Below are 18,626 nucleotides of genomic sequence, written 5' to 3' on the forward strand. Positions count from 1 at the left end.
GGCGGGATATAGCCGGCTCAAGGGTAACGGTTTGTTGAATACGCTGAATCATTGTCGTCGAAAATTGTTGTCCATAAATTCGCATGATCGTAGTATGCCATGCATTACCCCCGGTGTCAAGTGTGTATTAAGACCAGCCACAGGGCGGGGCTTCCCGGTAAGGAATAATTTAATTATATTGCGCCCCTTGACCCGCCTACAAGGCGGGGCTTGCGGGGTGCGCTCCCGGTCAAATCTTGATGCGCTCTCAGAGTCCTGTTTCTCAAAACTCAAGCTTTTTTGATGACCAAAGCACTGTTATGGCCACCGAAACCGAAGTTTTCCACCACTACCGTATCTATAGAACATGTCTTCCCCTTTCGAACAAAGTTAATCCCTGGATGGCAGGGATCGTCTAAGTTTCTTACCTCGGGGAGATAATCGTTTTGCATGCAGATAAGAGAGATGGCCAGCTCCAGAGCGCCACAGGCAGCCGATATATGCCCGATCCATGATTTCAGCGCAATGACGCAAGGGGTGTGTCGATCATAGATGCGATTTATCATATTCGCTTCCATTGCATCATTGAGAAGCGTACCGGTTCCATGAGCAGAGACAACATCAACCTGATTGGGGGAAATTCCCGCCTCATGAAATGCCGTACGTACCGCCGTTTCTCCCCATTTTCCATCCGGGTCCGGAGCGGTCATGGCGTGACCATCAATCGAGCTCCCGAAACCAGAGATTTCACCATACATTTTTACTTCGCGTCTTTGTGCGTGGCCCATCTCTTCAAGGAGAAAAAAAGCACCTCCCTCCCCGGGAACAAACCCGGCTCTTTTACTGTCAAAGGGCCGGCTTGCACTTTCAGGATCACCATCTCCGGCAAAAAGAGCATACGCTTTTTTGTAGGCGAGGAGTCCTCCAGAACTTAAACGGGAATCACCTCCACCGGCAAATGCCAGATCCAGGTACCCATCTTTTATCTTTCGGAAGGCCTCACCTATGGCCTGCAGCGAAGCAGCACACGCAGCGGTTGATACAATGTTCTCTCCGTGAATTCCTGTTAATCTGGCAATAGAAGAAGCGGCAGTATTCGGGAGAAACTTCAAAATCCAGAGTGCCATAAGATCCTTCCGGTCCAGTTTTCCTTCCTGGATTTCAGGAAACTCCCCACCGATGTCGAGGTTGGGACCGGCTCCCGTGAACAGACCGGCCTTCCCAAGCAGTTCTTCGTCGATTCCTGCGTTTTTCACGGCCTCCATGGCCGATGCCGTTGAGAACTGCGCCCCCCTGTTCAGATAACGTCTGTCTTTAAATGGGCCGGTAAATTTTTTGATATCAAAGTTCCCTACGGGGCATGTAACCACACTGTCATCGAAAGAGGATCTTCCAAACGCAACTTTTCCGTTCTTCAGATTGTCAATGATCTGCCCCGGTGTAAAACCGAGAGAAGAAATGACTCCGATCGATGTAATGACAACTCTTCTCGCCATTCTTAAATCTCACGACAGATATCGGCAACGTTTATTCTTTCAGGTGCATCCGGTTTTTCATCCGGGAAGCCAACGGTAACAAAGCATTTAATCTTTACGTCCTCTATTCCAAGGATATTTTCCACATCCCGGACAAATGTAAAAGGTGCCGTCATGATACACGTACCAAGACCAAGCTCTTCCCCTTTGAGGAGAAATCCCTTTACGGCGAGGCCCACTGTGATATCTATATCGGTATCACCTCTGCCAACTTTTTTATTTATCCCGGTCCGGGGCAATTTCCCTGAAGAACCCCGCTCTGGAGAAACCGCCCCCACAGCAAAAAGGACAGGTGCATCAAACATGAATTTCGAGAATCGCCAGTACATATTGATCCGGTTTTTCAGTTTATTCGGAGTGCTGCTTTTCTGTGCGCTTTGCAAACGTCTCTTTTGCCCATTAGCCATAGCCCGGTAAAGATTATCCCTGCTTTCGGGGGAGACAATTTTGATAAATCTAACCGGACGGCTGTTTTTGGGAGAAGGTGCCATCGCGGCGTAGCGAATCATGCTATTGATCCAATCCTCTGGGGGAACATCAGTTTTATATTTTCTTATACTTCTTCTCTTGTTAATAAGCTCATCTAAATGTGACATCACATCACCCATAAAATGAATTCAAGCTAACAACTCTTCTCGTCATTCTGAACTGAACAGCGAGCACATTATTCTTCGAATTACTTCGTTCCCCGCTGCTTGCGGCGGGGTTAGCGAGCGAATAAAAAATAAATTTTTTCCTTTACAGTCGGAGATTCCCAGCAACTTGTTGCGGGGAGCTTCAATTTATTTCAGAATCTCATCATTCACTCCGCCAGGCTACATAACTGATAAGGTCTTTAACCTTGAGCGTGGGACCACCTTCGAGATCCGACATGATTTCTTCCACCCTGCTTTTGGTGAGGAACGGAAACTTATGCACAAGGTATTGCACGGTATCGCTCCCCTGCTCTTCTGCCTCGGTCATGTGAAACCTGAATGTCCTGAGAAAGAGTTCATCGTCTTTAACTTCTATATTAAATTTTGAGTTCAACGCCACCGCCAGCTCTAAAAGATCAATCGATTCTGCATCCAGATCTCTTATAACGTAGGTTTCAGGTGTAATCTCCTGATTTTCTATATCGAGGATTTCTATCAAAATTTTCTTTATTTGTTCTAAAATATCCATTTATACCTCTTAGATATCCCACCCTGGGGGGAATTTACTTGCCTGATTGGGAGCGCTTTTATATCAAAGGGAGGAATATATGTCAACCACAATTAAATTTCAGGTTGACAATTGGGGTTAGCATGGAATGATAATTGACTATGGTATTTGACCATGGTACACTTCTGCTATATTAATGGGAGGACATGTTTTTATGAAAGAAGAGACTATCGCGATATCAAAATTCAAGGCCACATGCCTGGCGGTTTTGAACAAGGTGAAACAAACAGGACAACCTGTTCTAGTTACGCGCCGGGGAGAACCTATTGCCCTTATTGAACCACCCCCAAAACCACAGATGCGTGAGTCGTGGCTGGGAATGTTCCGTTCGAGGGGAACGATCACGGGAGATATTGTATCTCCTGCAGTCAGTTCACGTGAATGGGAGGCTCTGGGGCAATGATGAAACTGTTACTGGATACACATATTTTATTGTGGAGCCTTCTGGATCCAGCACGCCTCGCCATGGAAGTTTCAGCAGAGTTGGAGAATCCCACCAATGAACTGTGGCTTTCCCCGATCAGCACATGGGAAATAATAATACTTGCTGAAAGGGGGCGCATTGTTTTGGATGCTGAACCGGCACACTGGATGAGGGATGTATTCAAAGCAATCGCTTTTAAAGAAGCTCCTGTTAATCATGAAGTCGCCATTCAGAGCCGCATGATTGATTTTGCCCAGGAGGACCCGGCTGACCGATTTTTGGTTGCAACGGCCATTGTCTATGATCTCACCCTGGTCACCGCTGACAGGTGGCTTATTGATTCTAAAGCGTGTTCTATACTGCCAAATAACACAAGTTCACAAACAGGTTAAGATGAAACTCAAAAAGGTTAGAACTTCTTCCTTTCTGGTTTGCAGGCACTTCTTCGCCCGTCCCGCGTCAACATAACCGGGGCGCAGCGTCACGATGGTGATTCCGCGTCCTCCCAATTCCTTTTCCAGATTTCCGTTCGCTTCGCCGGAATTTTGGCTGGTTTTTGGGGGCAAGGAAACCAACAGGTTAACCCCTTTTTCGACAACATTGTATACCATTACACAAATGTCTTGACAATTATGCAGAGGTATGCATAATAGGCCACATGGAAAGAATTGCAAGCACTTACATATTTGATCCTAAGATGACTGCCGGGAAGATGATCTTCCTGTCAGGTCCCAGGCAGGTCGGTAAGACCACCTTTGCGCAGATGTGGTTGAAGAATACCGGCGCCGAGGGTACATACTTTAACTGGGATGACCCGACGGTAATGGTGGAGTATAAGAGAAATCCGCTTTATTTCAAAAGTATCATAGAGGAAAGGTTTGGAAGAGAGCCCGTTCCGATTGTCTTCGACGAGATACATAAACATAAACAGTGGCGGAACATACTAAAAGGATTTTTTGATATCAACAAAGAGAGAATGCAACTGCTTGTGACGGGTTCGGGTCGGTTCGATACCTATCAGAGATCCGGTGACTCCCTGTTGGGGCGGTACTTTTCATATCAAATGTTTCCCATGGGTATTCCAGAGGCAGTCGGTGATTTTTCATATGTTATCAATAACGGTGACGTCTATGCCGACGGCGATAAACTGGCTAAAATCTCAAGGGACGCGATTGCAGAAGGGGCAGAGGAAGGATCCGAACTACTGTGGAAATTCGGCGGTTTCCCGGAACCTTTTTTAAGGGGGGAGGAAGAATTTCACCGTCGATGGCAGAAAGATTACAAAACATTGATCGCACGGGAAGAGGTGAGAGATCTCTCGCAGATCCAGGATATCAGGGGTGTTGAAACGCTGGTAGAGGTGCTTCCTGCGAAAGTTGGTTCACCATTAAGTATAAAATCGCTCAGCGATGATCTGGGATATAACCAGAGGACAATAGCCCGATGGATCGAGGTGCTGAGTGCGTTATATCTTGTGTTTACTCTACGCCCCTGGCACAAAAAAATTGCCAGGGCAATAAAAAAAGAACCCAAGCTATACTTTTACGATTGGTCCCTCCTGTCTGACCGGGGGAATCGATTTGAAAACTTTGTTGCGGTAAGCCTTATCAGAATGGCGGCAAGGTTAACCGAAAAAGGTCTTGGTGAGTTCGAAATCAACTATATACGGGACCGTGAAAAGAGGGAAGTGGACTTTGTGCTGGTACGGGACGGCAGCCCGATTTGTCTCTTCGAAACAAAAGAAGGCGGCAGGGACATCAGCCGCCACGGAAGGCATTTTAGTGAAAAACTGGGAATCCCGTACTACCAGATTGTCCGCCGGGCGGAAAGAGTAGAAGCGTTTCCAGGAAACTGTTTTATTGTTCCGGCAACAAATTTTCTGATGCTGACGGGATAATATAGCACAGAGGTAAACCCTAAATTTCCATACAGCATGGCTAAAGCCCTGCCCCACATCTGCCCTTGTGTCTTAGTCTATCGGCTTTAGCCGATAGCAGATTACTTCCCCGCGGTCAGCCCGCCATCCAGGACAATTTCGGTGGCGTTAAAGCCCGCGGCGCTGTCTGAAAGGAGAAAGAGGATGGTTTCCGCCACCTCGGCTTCGGTAATGGCCCTTTTTATAGGTACCATCCTGAGAACTTCTTCCTCTCTTGTCTGCATATATGTTTTTCCCCGCCCCGCGTCGATATAACCGGGGCGCAGCGTCACAGTGGTAATCCCGCGTTCTCCCAATTCCACCCCCAGGTTTTTGTAAAGCGCCTCCGAGGCCAGTTTGGCGGCCGCGTAAAAACCCTGACCGGGATTGGGCCTGTCCGCCGCCGATGAGGAAACAAAAACAAGACGCCCCCTTTTCTTTTTCAGCATCGCCCTTGACGCCCTTTTCAGGATTTCCGCGCGAAAAGAAATATTTTCAGCAAAATAACGGCGGACGCTGTCCTCATCGGCGGATGCTATATAGCTTTCAAAATCGCTTTGGGCGAAATCTACCAGAAAATCGATGTCGTCGCCGATCTGCTCAAACAGGGAATCCAGGGAATCACGGTCGCCGAGGTTGAGATAAAAATATCTGTATTTTCCCGCAAATGCCCCCAATTTTTCCGATATGTACTTCTGTCCCTTTTCGTTTCTGTAGGTCAGGATCGGAGAAAGAGACGCTTTAATCACGCATTCGGCAAGAGCTATGGCAAGATCGCAACTGCCGCCCAGGATCAGGGTGCTATTGCCTGAAAAATTGAGTTTCATCTTTTCAAAACCCCTGTGACAAGCGCTTTGTCTCCCCGGTAAAGCCGGCATTTCAGCCGATCCGGCAAAAGCTCGATGCTGAAGGAGTACTCACCGGGAGGAACGAATTCTCGAAACCTGAAATTTTCTATCGTGCAACCATCTGCCGTAAACCCGAGCGTTTTTCCTGCTTCTGAAAATGCATGAACTATCATACTACCCGGAACTACAGGACTTCCAGGGAAATGATCTTCGTAGATTCTGTCGGCCGGATCGAAGTAAAAAGTTCCTTTTGTTTGCATGGGATGTCCTCATCAGTAAGCAGTAAGCAGTAGGCACTTTTTTTACTCCTTACTTCTTGCTGCCTACTGCTTACTCCTTACTGCCTACTCTTCCGTAACCGCCCTGATCGATCTGTATACAGCATCACAGAGCCTGTCCAGTTCATCTGTTGAGATGCTGAGCGGGGGCATCAGGATAATCACATCTCCGAGCGGGCGTATTATTACACCGTGCTTTCTTGCTTCCATTATTACACTGTGTCCTATTCTATCTTTTGGGGGATAAGGTTCTTTCGATTCTTTATCTGCTACAAGCTCTATTCCCACCATAAATCCCCGCTGACGTATTTCGCCCACGTGATCCAGTGATACGAATGGCTTCAAATTGTTTGTCAGGTGTTCGATTTTCTCCCGAAGGTTTTCCAGTGTCCGCTCCTCTTCAAAGATCTCCAGATTGGCCAGAGAAACTGCGCAGGCCAGGGGATTCCCCGTATAAGTATGTCCATGAAAAAAGGTCTTGAATTCGTCATAATCCGCTAAAAATCCGCGGTAGATATCTTCGCTGGTGAGAGTTGCCGCCAGAGGCATATACCCCCCGGAAATACCCTTGGCTACGGCCATTATATCCGGCGTCACCCCTTCATGTTCACACGCAAACATCTTACCTGTCCTCCCGAAACCAACTGCTACTTCATCGGCAATCATGATGACATGGTGTTTTGTACAGAGTTCCCTCACTTTTTCAAGGTAACCCAGGGGCTGAACCAGCATACCCGCGGCCCCCTGAACCAGAGGTTCAATCACAAAGGCGGCGGCCTCATGGCAGTGTGCCTCTATCGTCTCTTCCAGATTTTTGAAACATTCAAAATCACAGGAATCCTGAGTCTTTCCGAATGGACATCGATAACAGTACGGCGATTCGACATGGATGGAGGGAAAGAGAAGGGATTTATATGTAGCGTGGAAGAGACCGATCCCCCCCACACTAACGGAACCTATGGTATCTCCATGATACGCATTGGTAAGCGAGATAAATCTGGTCTTACCTGGATCGCCCGTATCTGCCTGCTGATGATACTGAAAGGCCATCTTGAGGGCAATCTCAACAGCAGTGGAACCGTTGTCTGAATAGAAGACCTTAGTCAGACCTTCCGGTGCAATTTCGATCAGTTTTTTCGCGCACTCGATGGCCGGAGGATTGGATAGTCCCAGCAGGGTTGAATGAGCAATCGTGCTGATCTGTTTTTTGAGGGCGTTATCCAATTTTTCTTTTCTGTGGCCGTGTACGTTGGTCCAGAGTGAGGAAACGCCGTCTATGTATTCATTTCCGTAGGTATCCTTTAAGATGCATCCATTCCCCTCTTCGATTATGAGAGGGGTTTCCTTCACATAGTCCTGCATCTGGGTAAATGGGTGCCAGATATATTTTTTGTCATCAATTTCCAGTTGTCTGTTCCGCTCGGTCGTTGCTTCCATTTTAAATAAGCCCCATCTCCTGGATCATATTTGTATCCATTTCGGCATTTCTACCCTGTGTGGTAAGGTAGTTTCCTATCATCAATCCGTTTGCACCCGCCATAAATGTCCATGACTGATAATCTTGGAGAGTTACCTCTCTGCCACCGCATATGGTTATATCCTTTCCGGGGTTTATAAACCTGAAAAGGGCAATGCACTTCAATGCTTCCATAGGTGACAGCAAAGGCATACTTTCCATTCTGGTGCCGGCGACGGGATTGAGAAAATTTATCGGTACTATGTCGACGTCCAGCTCTTTGAGTGTAAAGGCCAGTTCGATACGCTGCTCCCACGTCTCACCCAGCCCTAAAATACCCCCCGAGCAGGCCTTGAGACCGGTTGATTGGGCAAATTTGACCGTCTGAATATCTTCATCATAGTCATGGGTTGTACAAATCTGGTCAAAATAGCTCCGTGCGGTCTCAAGGTTGTGATGATAGGTTGTGATTCCGCCCTCTTTCAACCGTCTTGCCATCGGCTCGGTCAGCATGCCCAGTGAGGCACAAATCATAAGGTCGGTCTTCTCCTTAATGTTTGACGCTGCCCGGCTGATCGTTTTAATTTCTTCGTCTGTAAGCATGGTCCCGCTGGTTACCATCGAGTATTTTGTAGCACCCGCTTCGTACATCCGAAGAGCATTATCTACGAGCTCTTCTTCACTCAATAAGGGATACGTTTCAATTTCGGTTTTATGATGTGCCGATTGGGCACAGAAGGCGCAGTTTTCAGGGCAAAAACCGGATTTGGCGTTGATTATGGAGCATGTAAAAACACTGTTTTTTTTGTATTTATTCCTGATCTTATTGGCACACATTATCAGGTCGATGGTATCATCGACAGGAAGTACGGAAAGTTCACAAGCCTCTTCATAAGAGATGGAATTTCCGGCATCTTCCATAATTTTTTCAGTTATGGTAATTATCTTTTTGTTGAACATGGTTTTTATCCTTTAGTTGTTTGTATTTACATCTTCCGACTTCGGGAGCGCTCTTATATCAAAGAGAGGAATATATGTCAACCACAATTAAATTATGGGTTGACAATGAAGTCCGCACGTGGTGTATTGGGGCATGACTACAAAAGAGCAATTGCTATCATACCTGAAAAAGGAGATGGGAAACTGGGTTTCAGGCGAGTCGCTGAGCAACAAGCTGGCGGTCAGCCGAGCTGCCGTTTGGAAACATATCGGCAAATTGAAAGCAGATGGCTATATTATAGAGTCCTCCCCTAAAAAAGGGTATCTTTTGAGTAAGATTTCCGATCTGCTATTACCCGCTGAGATTGAGGAAGGACTTGATACCAGAGTCTTCGGGAAAGGAAATATTGTCTACCTTAATGAAATAGATTCAACCAATATAAAGGCAAAAGAGTTGGCAGCTATGGGCGCCCCTGAAGGGACGGTAGTCGTCGCGGAGAAACAGACGAACGGAAGGGGAAGAAGAGGTCGAAGCTGGTTTTCACCTTCGGGTGATGGAATCTATGCTTCCCTTATCTTGAGGCCGGTCATGTCTCCGATCGAGTTACCGAGAATCACCCTGATGACAGCGGTTGCGGTATCAGATGCCCTGCTTTCACTTACGCAATTAAAAATCAGGATCAAGTGGCCCAATGATATCCTCGTGAACGGGAAAAAGATAGCCGGTATCCTTACAGAGATCAGTACAGAAATGGACGAGGTGGACTATATCATCGTTGGTCTCGGACTGAATGTTAACACGCCATCTGAAAGTTTTCCCGAGGAGATAAGGGAAGAGGCCACGTCAATTTCAACAGAGATGGGAAGACACTTTCCCAGAGCGCCGATTGTCCGTGAATACCTTCGATGGTATGAAAAGTATTACGAGATGTTTAAAAAAAGAGGGTTTGAATCCATTATGCACCGGTGGAAGGAACTTGCCGATATCACCGGAGAGCAGATTATGGTTGACGTGCTCGGTGAGAAGTATGTCGGGGAAGTCCTCGATGTTGGCAATGATGGAGTCTTGCTCCTGATGGATAAAGAGGGAAATACTCACAGGATATTTTCGGGGGACGTGCAAATAATAGGGGCACGCCCGTGAGATCCACTCCGTTGAACAAAGGCTCTCCAAAAAAGAAAAGGTGGCAGACGATAATTTCTCCGTAAGAATAGCCATCGTCCCAGTTTTTTAAAGATTGCCTCATCACTTATCGCAATGACAATACCGGCATTATGCAAGGCCTTCAGTTTCTGACACCAAATACCCTACCCTCTTTAAATCCCTTGACAAAAAATCTTTAAAGCCATATGGTGCCGGTCTTTCGAACAACCGATACATAAACAAGGAGACCACGTCATATGAAAATTGGACTGATCGGCTTGCCCAATTCGGGGAAGACGACAATTTTTAACGCGCTTACGAAAATGGAGGCCCACGTCACCACATACTCCAACGCAAAGGCGGAACCGAATGTGGCCGTCGTCAAGGTAAACGATGATCGCCTGATTCGCCTCACCGATATGTACAAGCCGAAGAAGACCACCGGCGCTACAATTGAAATGATCGATTTCCCCAGCTTGAAGGAAGGTTCCGCAAAGAACGGTTCTTTTTCAGGAAACTCCATGGAATGGATCAAAAACACAGATGCCCTGGCCCTGGTGGTGCGCAACTTTAATGATGACCTGGCGGGAGATCCCACGCCTCTTGGCGACATTGACTAAATCGATACGGAACTTCTCCTCGCCGATCTTATACTCGTGGAAAACAGGCTTGAGAGGCTTGAATGGTTCCAGAAACGGGGGCAAAAAACGAATGCGCTTGCACTGGAAGAAAGAGCTCTCCGAAAAGTCGCGGAGCAACTCAACAACAATCAACCCATCCGGAACCTCGATCTTGATGAAGATGAAGAGAAAACGATACGCGGTTTTCAATTTCTCACGAAAAAACCGTTTCTTGTTATCCTGAACTCGGATGAAACCGTTTTCGGACAGAATAAGAATATCATGGGCGAAATCGAATCGCGGTACAACGTCATTGAATTCGCCGGCAGCTTCGAAACGGAATTGACTTGCCTCAACGATGAAGAAGCGAAAATCTTTATGGAAGATATCGGCATCAAAAAGTCTGCCCGGGAGAGACTGACACAATTCGCGTACAGGACGCTCGGGTACGTAAGCTTTTTTACCATCGGTGAAGATGAAGTACGGGCATGGAGTATTCATGGTGGAGATACGGCGGTAAATGCGGCCGGCGCCATTCATTCCGATCTCGCGCGGGGATTTATCCGCGCGGAATGTTTTACATACGATGAATTAATCGAATGCGGGTCGGAAAAAGGGGTGCGGGCGAACGGCAGCTTCCGGCTGGAAGGAAAAGATTACATCGTCCGGGACGGCGATGTTCTGAGCATTAGATTCAGCGTCTGACAGAGCAACAAAAACAGAAAAATGGAGAAAAAACGTCAATTATGCGGAAACAAAATTTCAGGAATATCGCAATAATCGCCCATGTCGATCACGGGAAGACGACGCTCATCGACGGGATGCTCAAACAGAGCGGCATTTTCAGAGAAAACCAGCAGGTCGCTGAGCGTATCATGGATTCGATGGACCTCGAGAAAGAACGGGGGATCACGATCATGGCAAAAAACACGGCCATCTGGTACAACGGCGTTAAGATCAATATAGTCGATACGCCCGGCCACGCCGATTTTGGTGGCGAGGTGGAGCGAAGCCTGAATATGGTCGACGGGGCGATCCTGCTTGTGGATGCCAGCGAAGGCCCGCTGCCGCAGACAAGATTTGTTGTCAAGAAGGCCCTCGCCAAACGGCTGCCCATCATTGTGGTCATCAACAAAATCGATCGCAGCGATGCAAGAATCGAGGAGGTCGTGGACGAAGTCTATAATCTTTTTATCGATCTCGATGCCGATGAAGAGCAGATAGAATTTCCCATACTTTACACAAACGCCAAAACAGGCGTTGCGCATGTAACACTGGCTGATGACTCCGCTGACTTGCAACCGTTGTTTGAGACAATTATCGCCACTATGCCCGCGCCCGAGGCAAACGATGACGAAGTCCCGCAGTTTCTTATAACGAATCTCGATCATGATTCCTATGTCGGGCAGGTCGCCATCGGCAGGCTGGCAAACGGCGTCCTGGAGATGAATACAAATTATTCCCTGTGCGGAGCCAATGAAGTCACGCCGGGGATAAAATTTTCTGCCCTGTACACCTTCGACGGGTTAAAAAGGGTACAGGTCAACAGAGTGGAGGCCGGGGATATCGTTGCTGTTGCCGGTGTCGAACATATGACGATCGGCGATACGATCTCTTCAGTGGAAAACCCCTGCCCCCTGCCCCGCATTAATGTCGACGAGCCGACCGTTTCGATGATCTTTTATGTAAACAACAGTCCTACTGCCGGTATTGAAGGCAAATATCTTACGACGCGTCATCTCCGTGACCGTCTTGAGAAGGAGACTCTTCGAAATGTGGCGCTGAAAATCAGGAACCTTCCCCGCAAGGATATGTTCGAAGTCTGCGGCCGCGGGGAGTTACAGATGGCTGTTCTGATTGAAACCATGCGCAGGGAAGGGTACGAATTTATGGTATCCAAACCGCAGGTGATTACCAAAGAGGAAAACGGAAAAGTCCTTGAACCGACTGAGCGGCTTTTGATTGATATTCCGGAAGAATTTATCGGTGTCGTTACGGAAAAACTATCCGGACGGAAGGGGCGCATGACAAATCTGATCAATAAAGGCAGCGGTCGCGTCAAGCTGGAGTTTGTAATACCGTCGCGTGGAATGATCGGTTTCCGAAGTCATTTTCTGACGGATACAAAAGGCGCTGGAGTTATGAATACGCTCTTTGACGGACACGAACCCTGGTTCGGCCATATTCCTCAACGGGCGAACGGCGCTCTGGTCGCCGACAGAGCAGGGAGAGTCACGACCTATGCGAGTCTCGCGATGACGGATCGTGGCGAGCTGCTTGTCGAGGTAGGAACGGACGTGTACGGCGGAATAATTATCGGTGAGCGAAACAGGCCGGGTGATCTGAACGTAAATATCACCAAGGAAAAGCAATTGACGAATATGCGGAGTTCCACGTCGGAAGCCACGGTAACCCTGCGGCCGCCGCGCCGCCTGTCACTGGATCAGTCCATCGAATTTATCGCAGAGGACGAACTGATTGAAGTGACCCCGCAGAACATCCGTTTGCGCAAAATGGAACTGGACAAAAACAAACGGCCCGCTAAATTAATGGCTTAGAAATCCTCAAAAATAGGGCCTGAACCCTTCATGCACCGGTAGGCAGAAACACCTCCCAAATCCATTAGACTCCTTTAATCTTGACACTTAGTGATATTTTTCCTATAGTTCGATCTGATCCTATAGTGAAGCTCCCCGCCCACAGGGCGGGGCTGCTTCCCGGCAAGGAATATGTTTGTTTTATATTGCGCCCCTTACCCCGCATACAAGGCGGGGCTTGCGGGTGCGCTCCCGGTCATTTCATTTCCAGAGTAAAAACTTATTAAAATAAGAAGATAAACCGGTAAAATTTCAACATAAAGGAGAGGGATATGAACAGGAAATTTTGGACACTGGGTTTGATTATCTTGTGGCTGATTGTTCCACTTCTGGCACAGGCTGCAGAAATAACCGGACGCGAGGTTATGGAAAAGCAAAAAGGATTGCATAAAGTACAAAGTGAAATTGGAAGCGAAATTATGCTCCTCGTAGACAAGGACGGAAGCAAGGAAAAGCGGCTGGTCAAACGATATGCAAAAGAAGTGGGCGATGATGTTCACCGTTATCTTATCGTGTTCCTTGATCCCGCCGACATAAGGGGGACAGCTCTCCTTACTTGGGAACAAAAAGAACGAGACAACGACCAATGGCTGTACCTTCCCGCACAGAAAAAAATGCAGCGCGTTGCAAAGGGAAGCAAGAAAAATTACTTCATGGGTACAGACTTTACATATGAAGACATGGAACCGGAAGATCTTGACAACTTTAACTATAAGATTCTGCGTTCGGAAAAGCTGAATCAGGATGAGAAGGATTTTGATTGCTATGTAATCGAATCAACTCCCGCCAACAAAGAAAAAACGAGGGAAAGCGGCTATTCCAAACGGATTATGTGGGTAGAAAAGAGAAACCTATATACCCTTAAGGCAGAGTTCTATGATCGCAGAGGCAGGTTGCTGAAGAGACAAACCAATCATGCGTTAGAAAATGTTTCAGGAACGGTATGGCGTGCGAAAAAAACCCTGATGGATCATCTGGAAAGAAAGCATAAAACCCTTACGGGCATTAAGTCGAGAGAGATCAACACTTCTGTAAAGGATTCTGTCTTCACAGAACGCTTTATACTTTCCGGCAAGCACACACAGTAAGGAAAAGTGCCTAAAGTATATTAAAGTGCCTAAAATGCCTAAAGTTAATCCCGCCAGCAGGGTGGGATGCCATTTTATATCTGCAGGCAGGTAGGTTTCTTAAGCCATCAATGCACTATTGGGGCACAATTGTGATGGACTCTAAGTGGTTTTGGGTTATCAATCAGCACGCCGTAGGCGTACTACAACTTCAGGCACTTTAAATACTTTAGCTCACTTTAGGCACTCATGTTCGTGCCTAAGGAGCCCTAATTTGATATTTTTCTATGAGTTAAACGAATGCTGATGGTGAGAGGTTATATGTATGCGTAGATTTATGCTGTGGAGCCAGACTCACCCGTGGATTGTGATCGTTGGAGTTGCCATTATCACAATTTTTGCCTTATACAGTGCCCGCAACATAAGGATCGATGCCTCAACGGAAGGTATGATGATCCAGGGAGATCCCGCCCAATACTATTATCAAGAAACCCTGAAAAAGTTCGGAACGGACAATATCACCGTCATATTTATCCAGGACAAAAACCTTTTTACCCCTGAAAAACTGAAACTGTTAGACAAACTGGTCTTTAAGTTCGAGGAATTACACGGAGTCAGTAAGGTTGAAAGTCTCTATTCCGTAACCAACTTCAAGGGAGTTGACGGGGCGCTCGAAACCAATCCCTTGATGGATTGGCCCCCCGAAACTCAGGAAGAGGCCGAACGGGTAAAAGCAGACGCCCTCCGAAACCCTGTTTTTCTGAACAGCTTGATTTCAAAAGATGGTACTGCCACAGCAATAAACCTCTTTGTAGAGGGAGATCCTGATGATCCCGAATTTAATGTTAAGTTCTCCAGAGGGGTAGATGAAATCATAAAACCTTTCCAGAACCAGCTTGATACCATATTCCAGATTGGTCTTTCCTTCACCCGCCGTTTGATAAGCGATAATATTATAGGTGACACAGTCAAACTGGTGCCATTGTCAGCTTTTGTTCTCCTCATAACTTTGATTATATTTATGCGCTCTGCCAGTGGAGCCCTATTACCCATACTTACGGCGGGCACAAGTATCGTCTGTACCGCCGGTTTTATGGCCCAGGTGAATATTCCTCTCAATGTGCTTACCGTTATCGTACCGGCCCTTATAATTGTTGTAGGCTCAACAGAGGACATACATATCCTTTCCGAATATCTGGAAGGTGTGGAAGAAACGAGAGGCAACAGAGCTGAAGCTATCAGAATCATGGCGGGCAAAGTTGGCACGGCAGTGCTCCTTACCTCGTTAACGACTTTCATCGGGTTCCTTTCCATTACGTTAAACCAGATAACCCTGCTCAAACAATTTGGTGTTGTGGCTGCCTTTGGTCTTTTTGTTAATCCTGTTGCCACCTGTCTCCTCGCCCCGGTTTATCTCCATTTCTTCGGCCCTACAAAGGTCAAAACGTCCGGGGAACACAAGGCAAGTTTTACAGACCGCTTTTTCGGCGTTATTGCCAATAATATAATAAAAATTATTTACACCAATAAACGGCTGGTTCTTACTTTTTTTCTGGGTCTGGCTGCTATCATCGGACTTTTTACGTTGCAGGTCAATGTAGATAATGATCTTTTAGGCTATTTCAAAAAGAATTCGGCAATACGTAGCCGTAGCCGGATACTTCATAAGGATTTAGCAGGTGCTCAGACCTTTTTTATCCGTATAAATAGTGGTTTTGCCGATACTTTTAAGCAGCCTGAAAACCTTGCTCAAATTGCTAAAATACAAAAATATATCTCCGAAAAAGGATGGTTCGACAAAACAAAGTCCCTGGCGGATGATATCTCACTCATACACAGAGAAATGAACAACGGCGATGAAAAATACTTCAAGCTGCCTGATTCAGCTGACCTTATTGCCCAGTACCTCCTGTTCCTGCACAGGGACGAAATTTCCCGCTACGTCACTGCAGATTTCAGTGAAGCAAATATTCTGGTAAGACATAATGTCAGTTCATCCTATGAACTTGCCGAGGTACTTCAAGACCTTGAGGAACACATTAAAAAAACTTTGAATCCTCATTTTTTATGGGGACTCACCGGCGAAAATATTCTCATTAATACGGCGGCGGACAGCATGGCTGCAGGACAGGCAAAGTCTCTCTCCCTCGTTCTTGTTCTCATTTTTATTATTATGTCCATTCTATTTGTAAATGTTAAGGCTGGTGCACTTTCCCTCATCCCGAATCTATTTCCCATAGTTCTTAACTTTGGCATTATGGGTATTTTCGGTATTCCCCTAAATACCGGAACCGCAATGGTGGCGGCAATCGCCATTGGAATTGCCGTGGATGACACCATACATCTCATGACCCGCTATAACACTGAGATGCGACTGCTGCAAAGTCAGGATAAAGCCGTTAATGTGTGTATACACGCTGAAGCAAGGCCGGTTATTTCAACATCTATTGCTCTTGCTCTTGGGTTTGCCGTTCTGGGCTTTTCCAATTTTGTTCCCGTCATCAGTTTCGGCCTCCTTTCGTCAATGGTTATGATATTCGCCGTCATCGGTGATTTATTCATTACCCCTATTTTGCTCTCTTCAACTCAGCTTATGACTCTGTGGGATATGTTGGGCCTTCATCTTCAAAAAGCTGTCATACAAAATGCGGCTTTGTTCCGGGATCTCAGACCATGGCAAATGAAAAGAGTCGTTCTGCTGGGCAGGATGCTCACCAATAAGGCCGGAGAATTGGCCGTGGTACAGGGAGAAGAGGGCTCAAGTATGTATCTCCTTCTCGAAGGCAGTGCCGAAGTGGTAACAAGGGATGAGAAAACCGGCAAGGATATCTTCCTTACCGAACTTAATCCCGGTGATGTTTTCGGTGAAATAGCCCTTGTAGAGCCCGGTCCACGATCTGCCGACGTGCGTGCTTTAGAACCGATCAACTATCTCGAAATCGACTGGAATGGCCTTAAGAGAATTCAAAGAATTTACCCCCGCATTGCGAGTCGCTTGTTCCTCAATCTGTCACGGATTTTAGGGGGACGTCTGGTACAGACGGATAAACTTCTTCTTGAAACAAAATAGATTAAAAAAAGGATAGATGATTATGAACCGTATAAAATATTTGGTCGCATTTTTTTTAGTTCTTTTCCTCGCCTTTAGTTCTCAGCAGGCAATGGGCGCTGATGATCTTGATCTGCTAAATGACCTGGACAAGGAAATGTCAACCACAAAAGAGAAATCAAGTAGTGACCTTGATCTTCTCGACCAATTAGAGGCGGTGCCGGCTGAAGAAAAGGAGGATCCATTTAAACACCTCACCCAGATTAGCAAGAACTTCAAGGGAAGTCTTCGATTGCGCGGCCATGTTTTCTTGCGAGAACCGGAAGACCGGGAAGGTATCGATGAACGGAATCCTGTTGGAGAGGCCTTGCTTCGTTTCAATACATGGACCGGCAATGACAGATTACGCTTGAACTTTTCAGGCTGGCTCGAGGCTGGAAGTCAACAAGATACGTACGAAGGAATATTCCGGTGGCTCCAGGACAACGACCGTCAACGGCGCTATCTGGAATTGAATGAACTATACCTTACTCTCTTCCAGGACAGCTATGACGTAACATTGGGCAAAAAGATCTTCAAGAACGGAATTTCGACACTCTTCTCCCCTGCCGACAGATACCGTTTCACGGATTCGAATGACCCGATAGATCCTAAAGATTTTGGCATGTGGCAAACGAGGCTGGATTATTACCTTGAAAAGTTCACCATCACGGGAGCTATCTTGCCCGTATTCAATACGGGTAAAGTCCCCAGTGGACATTCCCGCTGGTCAGGTGATACGGGAGACTATGACATTTACGAAGAAGATATCTCCGACAAAGACATCGAGGAAGATTTCCCCACCATTTCAATTAATAACGTCAGTTATTTTGCCAGGGGCAAGACGACCTTCCGCGGCTGGGATCTCTTCTTCTCAGCATATCATGGCCTGAACCCATACTATGTCCTGAGGGAGGAACAACGAGGAAGTAAAACGGTAGCTATCAAGGAAAACGTAAAGGTAGGTAACTACGCCGCCGGTTTCTCTACTGCATACAAAAAATGGGAATTTCATGGTGAAGGTCTGTTTAACTTCAGCTATGACGGGAAAGATGACAACTATGTCAGCCTCGTGGGAGGCTTTACCTATACAGTTGATGAATTGGCGAAAAAGGTTTTTCTCGAGAAAATCGATATAACCATTGAATATGCCAACGAGATTATTACAAAGAAGCAATATGCCGACGGTTATACGAGAAGTTCACGGAAAAGCAGGTTGGGTCAAAATAACATATTCACGAGGGTGAATTTCAAATATAATGAAGACTTGAGTTTTCAATATATTTCAGATTTCGAATTCGATCCATCAGGTCGATACAATCGGTTTCAGTCCGAATATAAAATCAGGCCGGGGCTTGAATGGACGGTCGCAGCCGAATTCTTCAACGGCAAAAGTGACAGCTTTTATGGCAGATGGGAACGGAACGATCGGCTTATAACCGCCTTCAAATACAGCTTCTAAGGTGATTTAATCCGGCAAAGCCGCAACCAGAAGTCAGTAGTCAGGAGACAGAAGTCAGAATAAAAAACTAT

18 protein-coding genes are annotated in these 18,626 nt (G+C 46.6%); 10 read left to right on the forward strand and 8 right to left on the reverse strand.

Annotated features, from left to right (window positions below; genetic code table 11):
* Positions 1-269: 269 nt before the first annotated feature.
* The 3 genes from Q7J27_09790 to Q7J27_09800 form a co-directional block, all read right to left on the reverse strand.
* Positions 270-1,475 carry a beta-ketoacyl-[acyl-carrier-protein] synthase family protein gene (locus Q7J27_09790; protein ID MDO9529438.1) on the reverse strand — a complete coding sequence of 402 codons (1,206 nt, stop codon included), beginning with the start codon at positions 1,473-1,475 and terminating at the stop codon, positions 270-272.
* A 2-nt stretch (positions 1,476-1,477) separates the two neighbouring features.
* Positions 1,478-2,110: a nitroreductase family protein gene (locus Q7J27_09795; protein MDO9529439.1), complete on the reverse strand. Its 633-nt coding sequence runs from the start codon at positions 2,108-2,110 to the stop codon at positions 1,478-1,480.
* Positions 2,111-2,312: 202 nt separating this feature from the next.
* Positions 2,313-2,678: an acyl carrier protein gene (locus tag Q7J27_09800; protein MDO9529440.1), complete on the reverse strand. Its 366-nt coding sequence runs from the start codon at positions 2,676-2,678 to the stop codon at positions 2,313-2,315.
* Between the two features lie 193 nt (positions 2,679-2,871).
* On the opposite strand from Q7J27_09800, the gene Q7J27_09805 reads away from it, so the two are divergent.
* Complete coding sequence (locus Q7J27_09805; GenBank protein ID MDO9529441.1) at positions 2,872-3,120, forward strand: type II toxin-antitoxin system prevent-host-death family antitoxin; 249 nt, start codon at positions 2,872-2,874, stop codon at positions 3,118-3,120.
* Positions 3,117-3,533, forward strand: a complete 417-nt coding sequence (locus tag Q7J27_09810; GenBank protein MDO9529442.1) for a type II toxin-antitoxin system VapC family toxin — start codon at positions 3,117-3,119, stop codon at positions 3,531-3,533. The genes Q7J27_09805 and Q7J27_09810 overlap by 4 nt, the downstream gene beginning before the upstream one ends.
* Here the strand turns inward: Q7J27_09810 and Q7J27_09815 are convergent.
* Positions 3,519-3,752 (reverse strand): hypothetical protein, encoded by a 234-nt coding sequence (locus tag Q7J27_09815; protein MDO9529443.1) that lies wholly within the window; start codon positions 3,750-3,752, stop codon positions 3,519-3,521. The genes Q7J27_09810 and Q7J27_09815 overlap by 15 nt on opposite strands.
* Before the next feature lie 47 nt (positions 3,753-3,799).
* On the opposite strand from Q7J27_09815, the gene Q7J27_09820 reads away from it, so the two are divergent.
* A complete protein-coding gene (locus Q7J27_09820; GenBank protein MDO9529444.1) occupies positions 3,800-5,038 on the forward strand; it encodes an ATP-binding protein in 1,239 nt (412 codons plus the stop codon).
* Positions 5,039-5,139: 101 nt separating this feature from the next.
* On the opposite strand, the gene Q7J27_09825 is transcribed toward Q7J27_09820, so the two are convergent.
* The 4 genes from Q7J27_09825 to bioB form a co-directional block, all read right to left on the reverse strand.
* The gene (locus Q7J27_09825) at positions 5,140-5,883 is read right to left on the reverse strand and encodes an SDR family oxidoreductase (GenBank protein ID MDO9529445.1); all 744 of its coding nucleotides are present in this window, start codon (positions 5,881-5,883) and stop codon (positions 5,140-5,142) included.
* On the reverse strand, positions 5,880-6,164 hold the full coding sequence (locus Q7J27_09830; protein ID MDO9529446.1) for a hypothetical protein: 285 nt from the start codon (positions 6,162-6,164) through the stop codon (positions 5,880-5,882). The genes Q7J27_09825 and Q7J27_09830 overlap by 4 nt, the downstream gene beginning before the upstream one ends.
* Before the next feature lie 84 nt (positions 6,165-6,248).
* On the reverse strand, positions 6,249-7,619 hold the full coding sequence (bioA, locus tag Q7J27_09835; protein MDO9529447.1) for an adenosylmethionine--8-amino-7-oxononanoate transaminase: 1,371 nt from the start codon (positions 7,617-7,619) through the stop codon (positions 6,249-6,251).
* 1 nt (position 7,620) lies between these two features.
* A complete protein-coding gene (bioB, locus tag Q7J27_09840; protein ID MDO9529448.1) occupies positions 7,621-8,598 on the reverse strand; it encodes a biotin synthase BioB in 978 nt (325 codons plus the stop codon).
* Positions 8,599-8,731: 133 nt separating this feature from the next.
* On the opposite strand from bioB, the gene Q7J27_09845 reads away from it, so the two are divergent.
* The 7 genes from Q7J27_09845 (at position 8,732) to Q7J27_09875 (ending at position 18,555) form a co-directional block, all read left to right on the forward strand.
* Positions 8,732-9,721, forward strand: coding sequence for a biotin--[acetyl-CoA-carboxylase] ligase (locus Q7J27_09845; protein MDO9529449.1), 990 nt, complete (start codon positions 8,732-8,734; stop codon positions 9,719-9,721).
* A gap of 257 nt (positions 9,722-9,978) precedes the next feature.
* Positions 9,979-10,341, forward strand: a complete 363-nt coding sequence (locus Q7J27_09850) for a GTPase (GenBank protein ID MDO9529450.1) — start codon at positions 9,979-9,981, stop codon at positions 10,339-10,341.
* Between the two features lie 36 nt (positions 10,342-10,377).
* Positions 10,378-11,046 (forward strand): DUF933 domain-containing protein, encoded by a 669-nt coding sequence (locus Q7J27_09855; GenBank protein MDO9529451.1) that lies wholly within the window; start codon positions 10,378-10,380, stop codon positions 11,044-11,046.
* A 41-nt stretch (positions 11,047-11,087) separates the two neighbouring features.
* Positions 11,088-12,899 carry a translational GTPase TypA gene (gene typA, locus Q7J27_09860; GenBank protein MDO9529452.1) on the forward strand — a complete coding sequence of 604 codons (1,812 nt, stop codon included), beginning with the start codon at positions 11,088-11,090 and terminating at the stop codon, positions 12,897-12,899.
* Positions 12,900-13,210: 311 nt separating this feature from the next.
* On the forward strand, positions 13,211-14,026 hold the full coding sequence (locus Q7J27_09865; protein ID MDO9529453.1) for an outer membrane lipoprotein-sorting protein: 816 nt from the start codon (positions 13,211-13,213) through the stop codon (positions 14,024-14,026).
* A 304-nt stretch (positions 14,027-14,330) separates the two neighbouring features.
* Positions 14,331-17,075: an MMPL family transporter gene (locus tag Q7J27_09870; GenBank protein ID MDO9529454.1), complete on the forward strand. Its 2,745-nt coding sequence runs from the start codon at positions 14,331-14,333 to the stop codon at positions 17,073-17,075.
* A gap of 22 nt (positions 17,076-17,097) precedes the next feature.
* Positions 17,098-18,555, forward strand: a complete 1,458-nt coding sequence (locus tag Q7J27_09875) for a hypothetical protein (GenBank protein ID MDO9529455.1) — start codon at positions 17,098-17,100, stop codon at positions 18,553-18,555.
* The last annotated feature ends 71 nt before the right edge of the window (positions 18,556-18,626 follow it).

The sequence above is a fragment of the Syntrophales bacterium genome (assembly GCA_030655775.1).
In the GTDB taxonomy this organism is placed as follows: domain Bacteria; phylum Desulfobacterota; class Syntrophia; order Syntrophales; family JADFWA01; genus JAUSPI01.

Excerpts from the sequence above, each read along its gene's own strand:
- Q7J27_09790 (MDO9529438.1), bottom strand. The coding sequence starts at position 1,475 with ATGGCGAGAAGAGTTGTCATTACATCGATCGGAGTCATTTCTTCTCTC.
- Q7J27_09795 (MDO9529439.1), bottom strand. The coding sequence starts at position 2,110 with ATGTCACATTTAGATGAGCTTATTAACAAGAGAAGAAGTATAAGAAAA.
- Q7J27_09800 (MDO9529440.1), bottom strand. The coding sequence starts at position 2,678 with ATGGATATTTTAGAACAAATAAAGAAAATTTTGATAGAAATCCTCGAT.
- Q7J27_09805 (MDO9529441.1), top strand. The coding sequence starts at position 2,872 with ATGAAAGAAGAGACTATCGCGATATCAAAATTCAAGGCCACATGCCTG.
- Q7J27_09810 (MDO9529442.1), top strand. The coding sequence starts at position 3,117 with ATGATGAAACTGTTACTGGATACACATATTTTATTGTGGAGCCTTCTG.
- Q7J27_09815 (MDO9529443.1), bottom strand. The coding sequence starts at position 3,752 with ATGGTATACAATGTTGTCGAAAAAGGGGTTAACCTGTTGGTTTCCTTG.
- Q7J27_09820 (MDO9529444.1), top strand. The coding sequence starts at position 3,800 with ATGGAAAGAATTGCAAGCACTTACATATTTGATCCTAAGATGACTGCC.
- Q7J27_09825 (MDO9529445.1), bottom strand. The coding sequence starts at position 5,883 with ATGAAACTCAATTTTTCAGGCAATAGCACCCTGATCCTGGGCGGCAGT.
- Q7J27_09830 (MDO9529446.1), bottom strand. The coding sequence starts at position 6,164 with ATGCAAACAAAAGGAACTTTTTACTTCGATCCGGCCGACAGAATCTAC.
- bioA (MDO9529447.1), bottom strand. The coding sequence starts at position 7,619 with ATGGAAGCAACGACCGAGCGGAACAGACAACTGGAAATTGATGACAAA.
- bioB (MDO9529448.1), bottom strand. The coding sequence starts at position 8,598 with ATGTTCAACAAAAAGATAATTACCATAACTGAAAAAATTATGGAAGAT.
- Q7J27_09845 (MDO9529449.1), top strand. The coding sequence starts at position 8,732 with ATGACTACAAAAGAGCAATTGCTATCATACCTGAAAAAGGAGATGGGA.
- Q7J27_09850 (MDO9529450.1), top strand. The coding sequence starts at position 9,979 with ATGAAAATTGGACTGATCGGCTTGCCCAATTCGGGGAAGACGACAATT.
- typA (MDO9529452.1), top strand. The coding sequence starts at position 11,088 with ATGCGGAAACAAAATTTCAGGAATATCGCAATAATCGCCCATGTCGAT.
- Q7J27_09865 (MDO9529453.1), top strand. The coding sequence starts at position 13,211 with ATGAACAGGAAATTTTGGACACTGGGTTTGATTATCTTGTGGCTGATT.
- Q7J27_09870 (MDO9529454.1), top strand. The coding sequence starts at position 14,331 with ATGCGTAGATTTATGCTGTGGAGCCAGACTCACCCGTGGATTGTGATC.
- Q7J27_09875 (MDO9529455.1), top strand. The coding sequence starts at position 17,098 with ATGAACCGTATAAAATATTTGGTCGCATTTTTTTTAGTTCTTTTCCTC.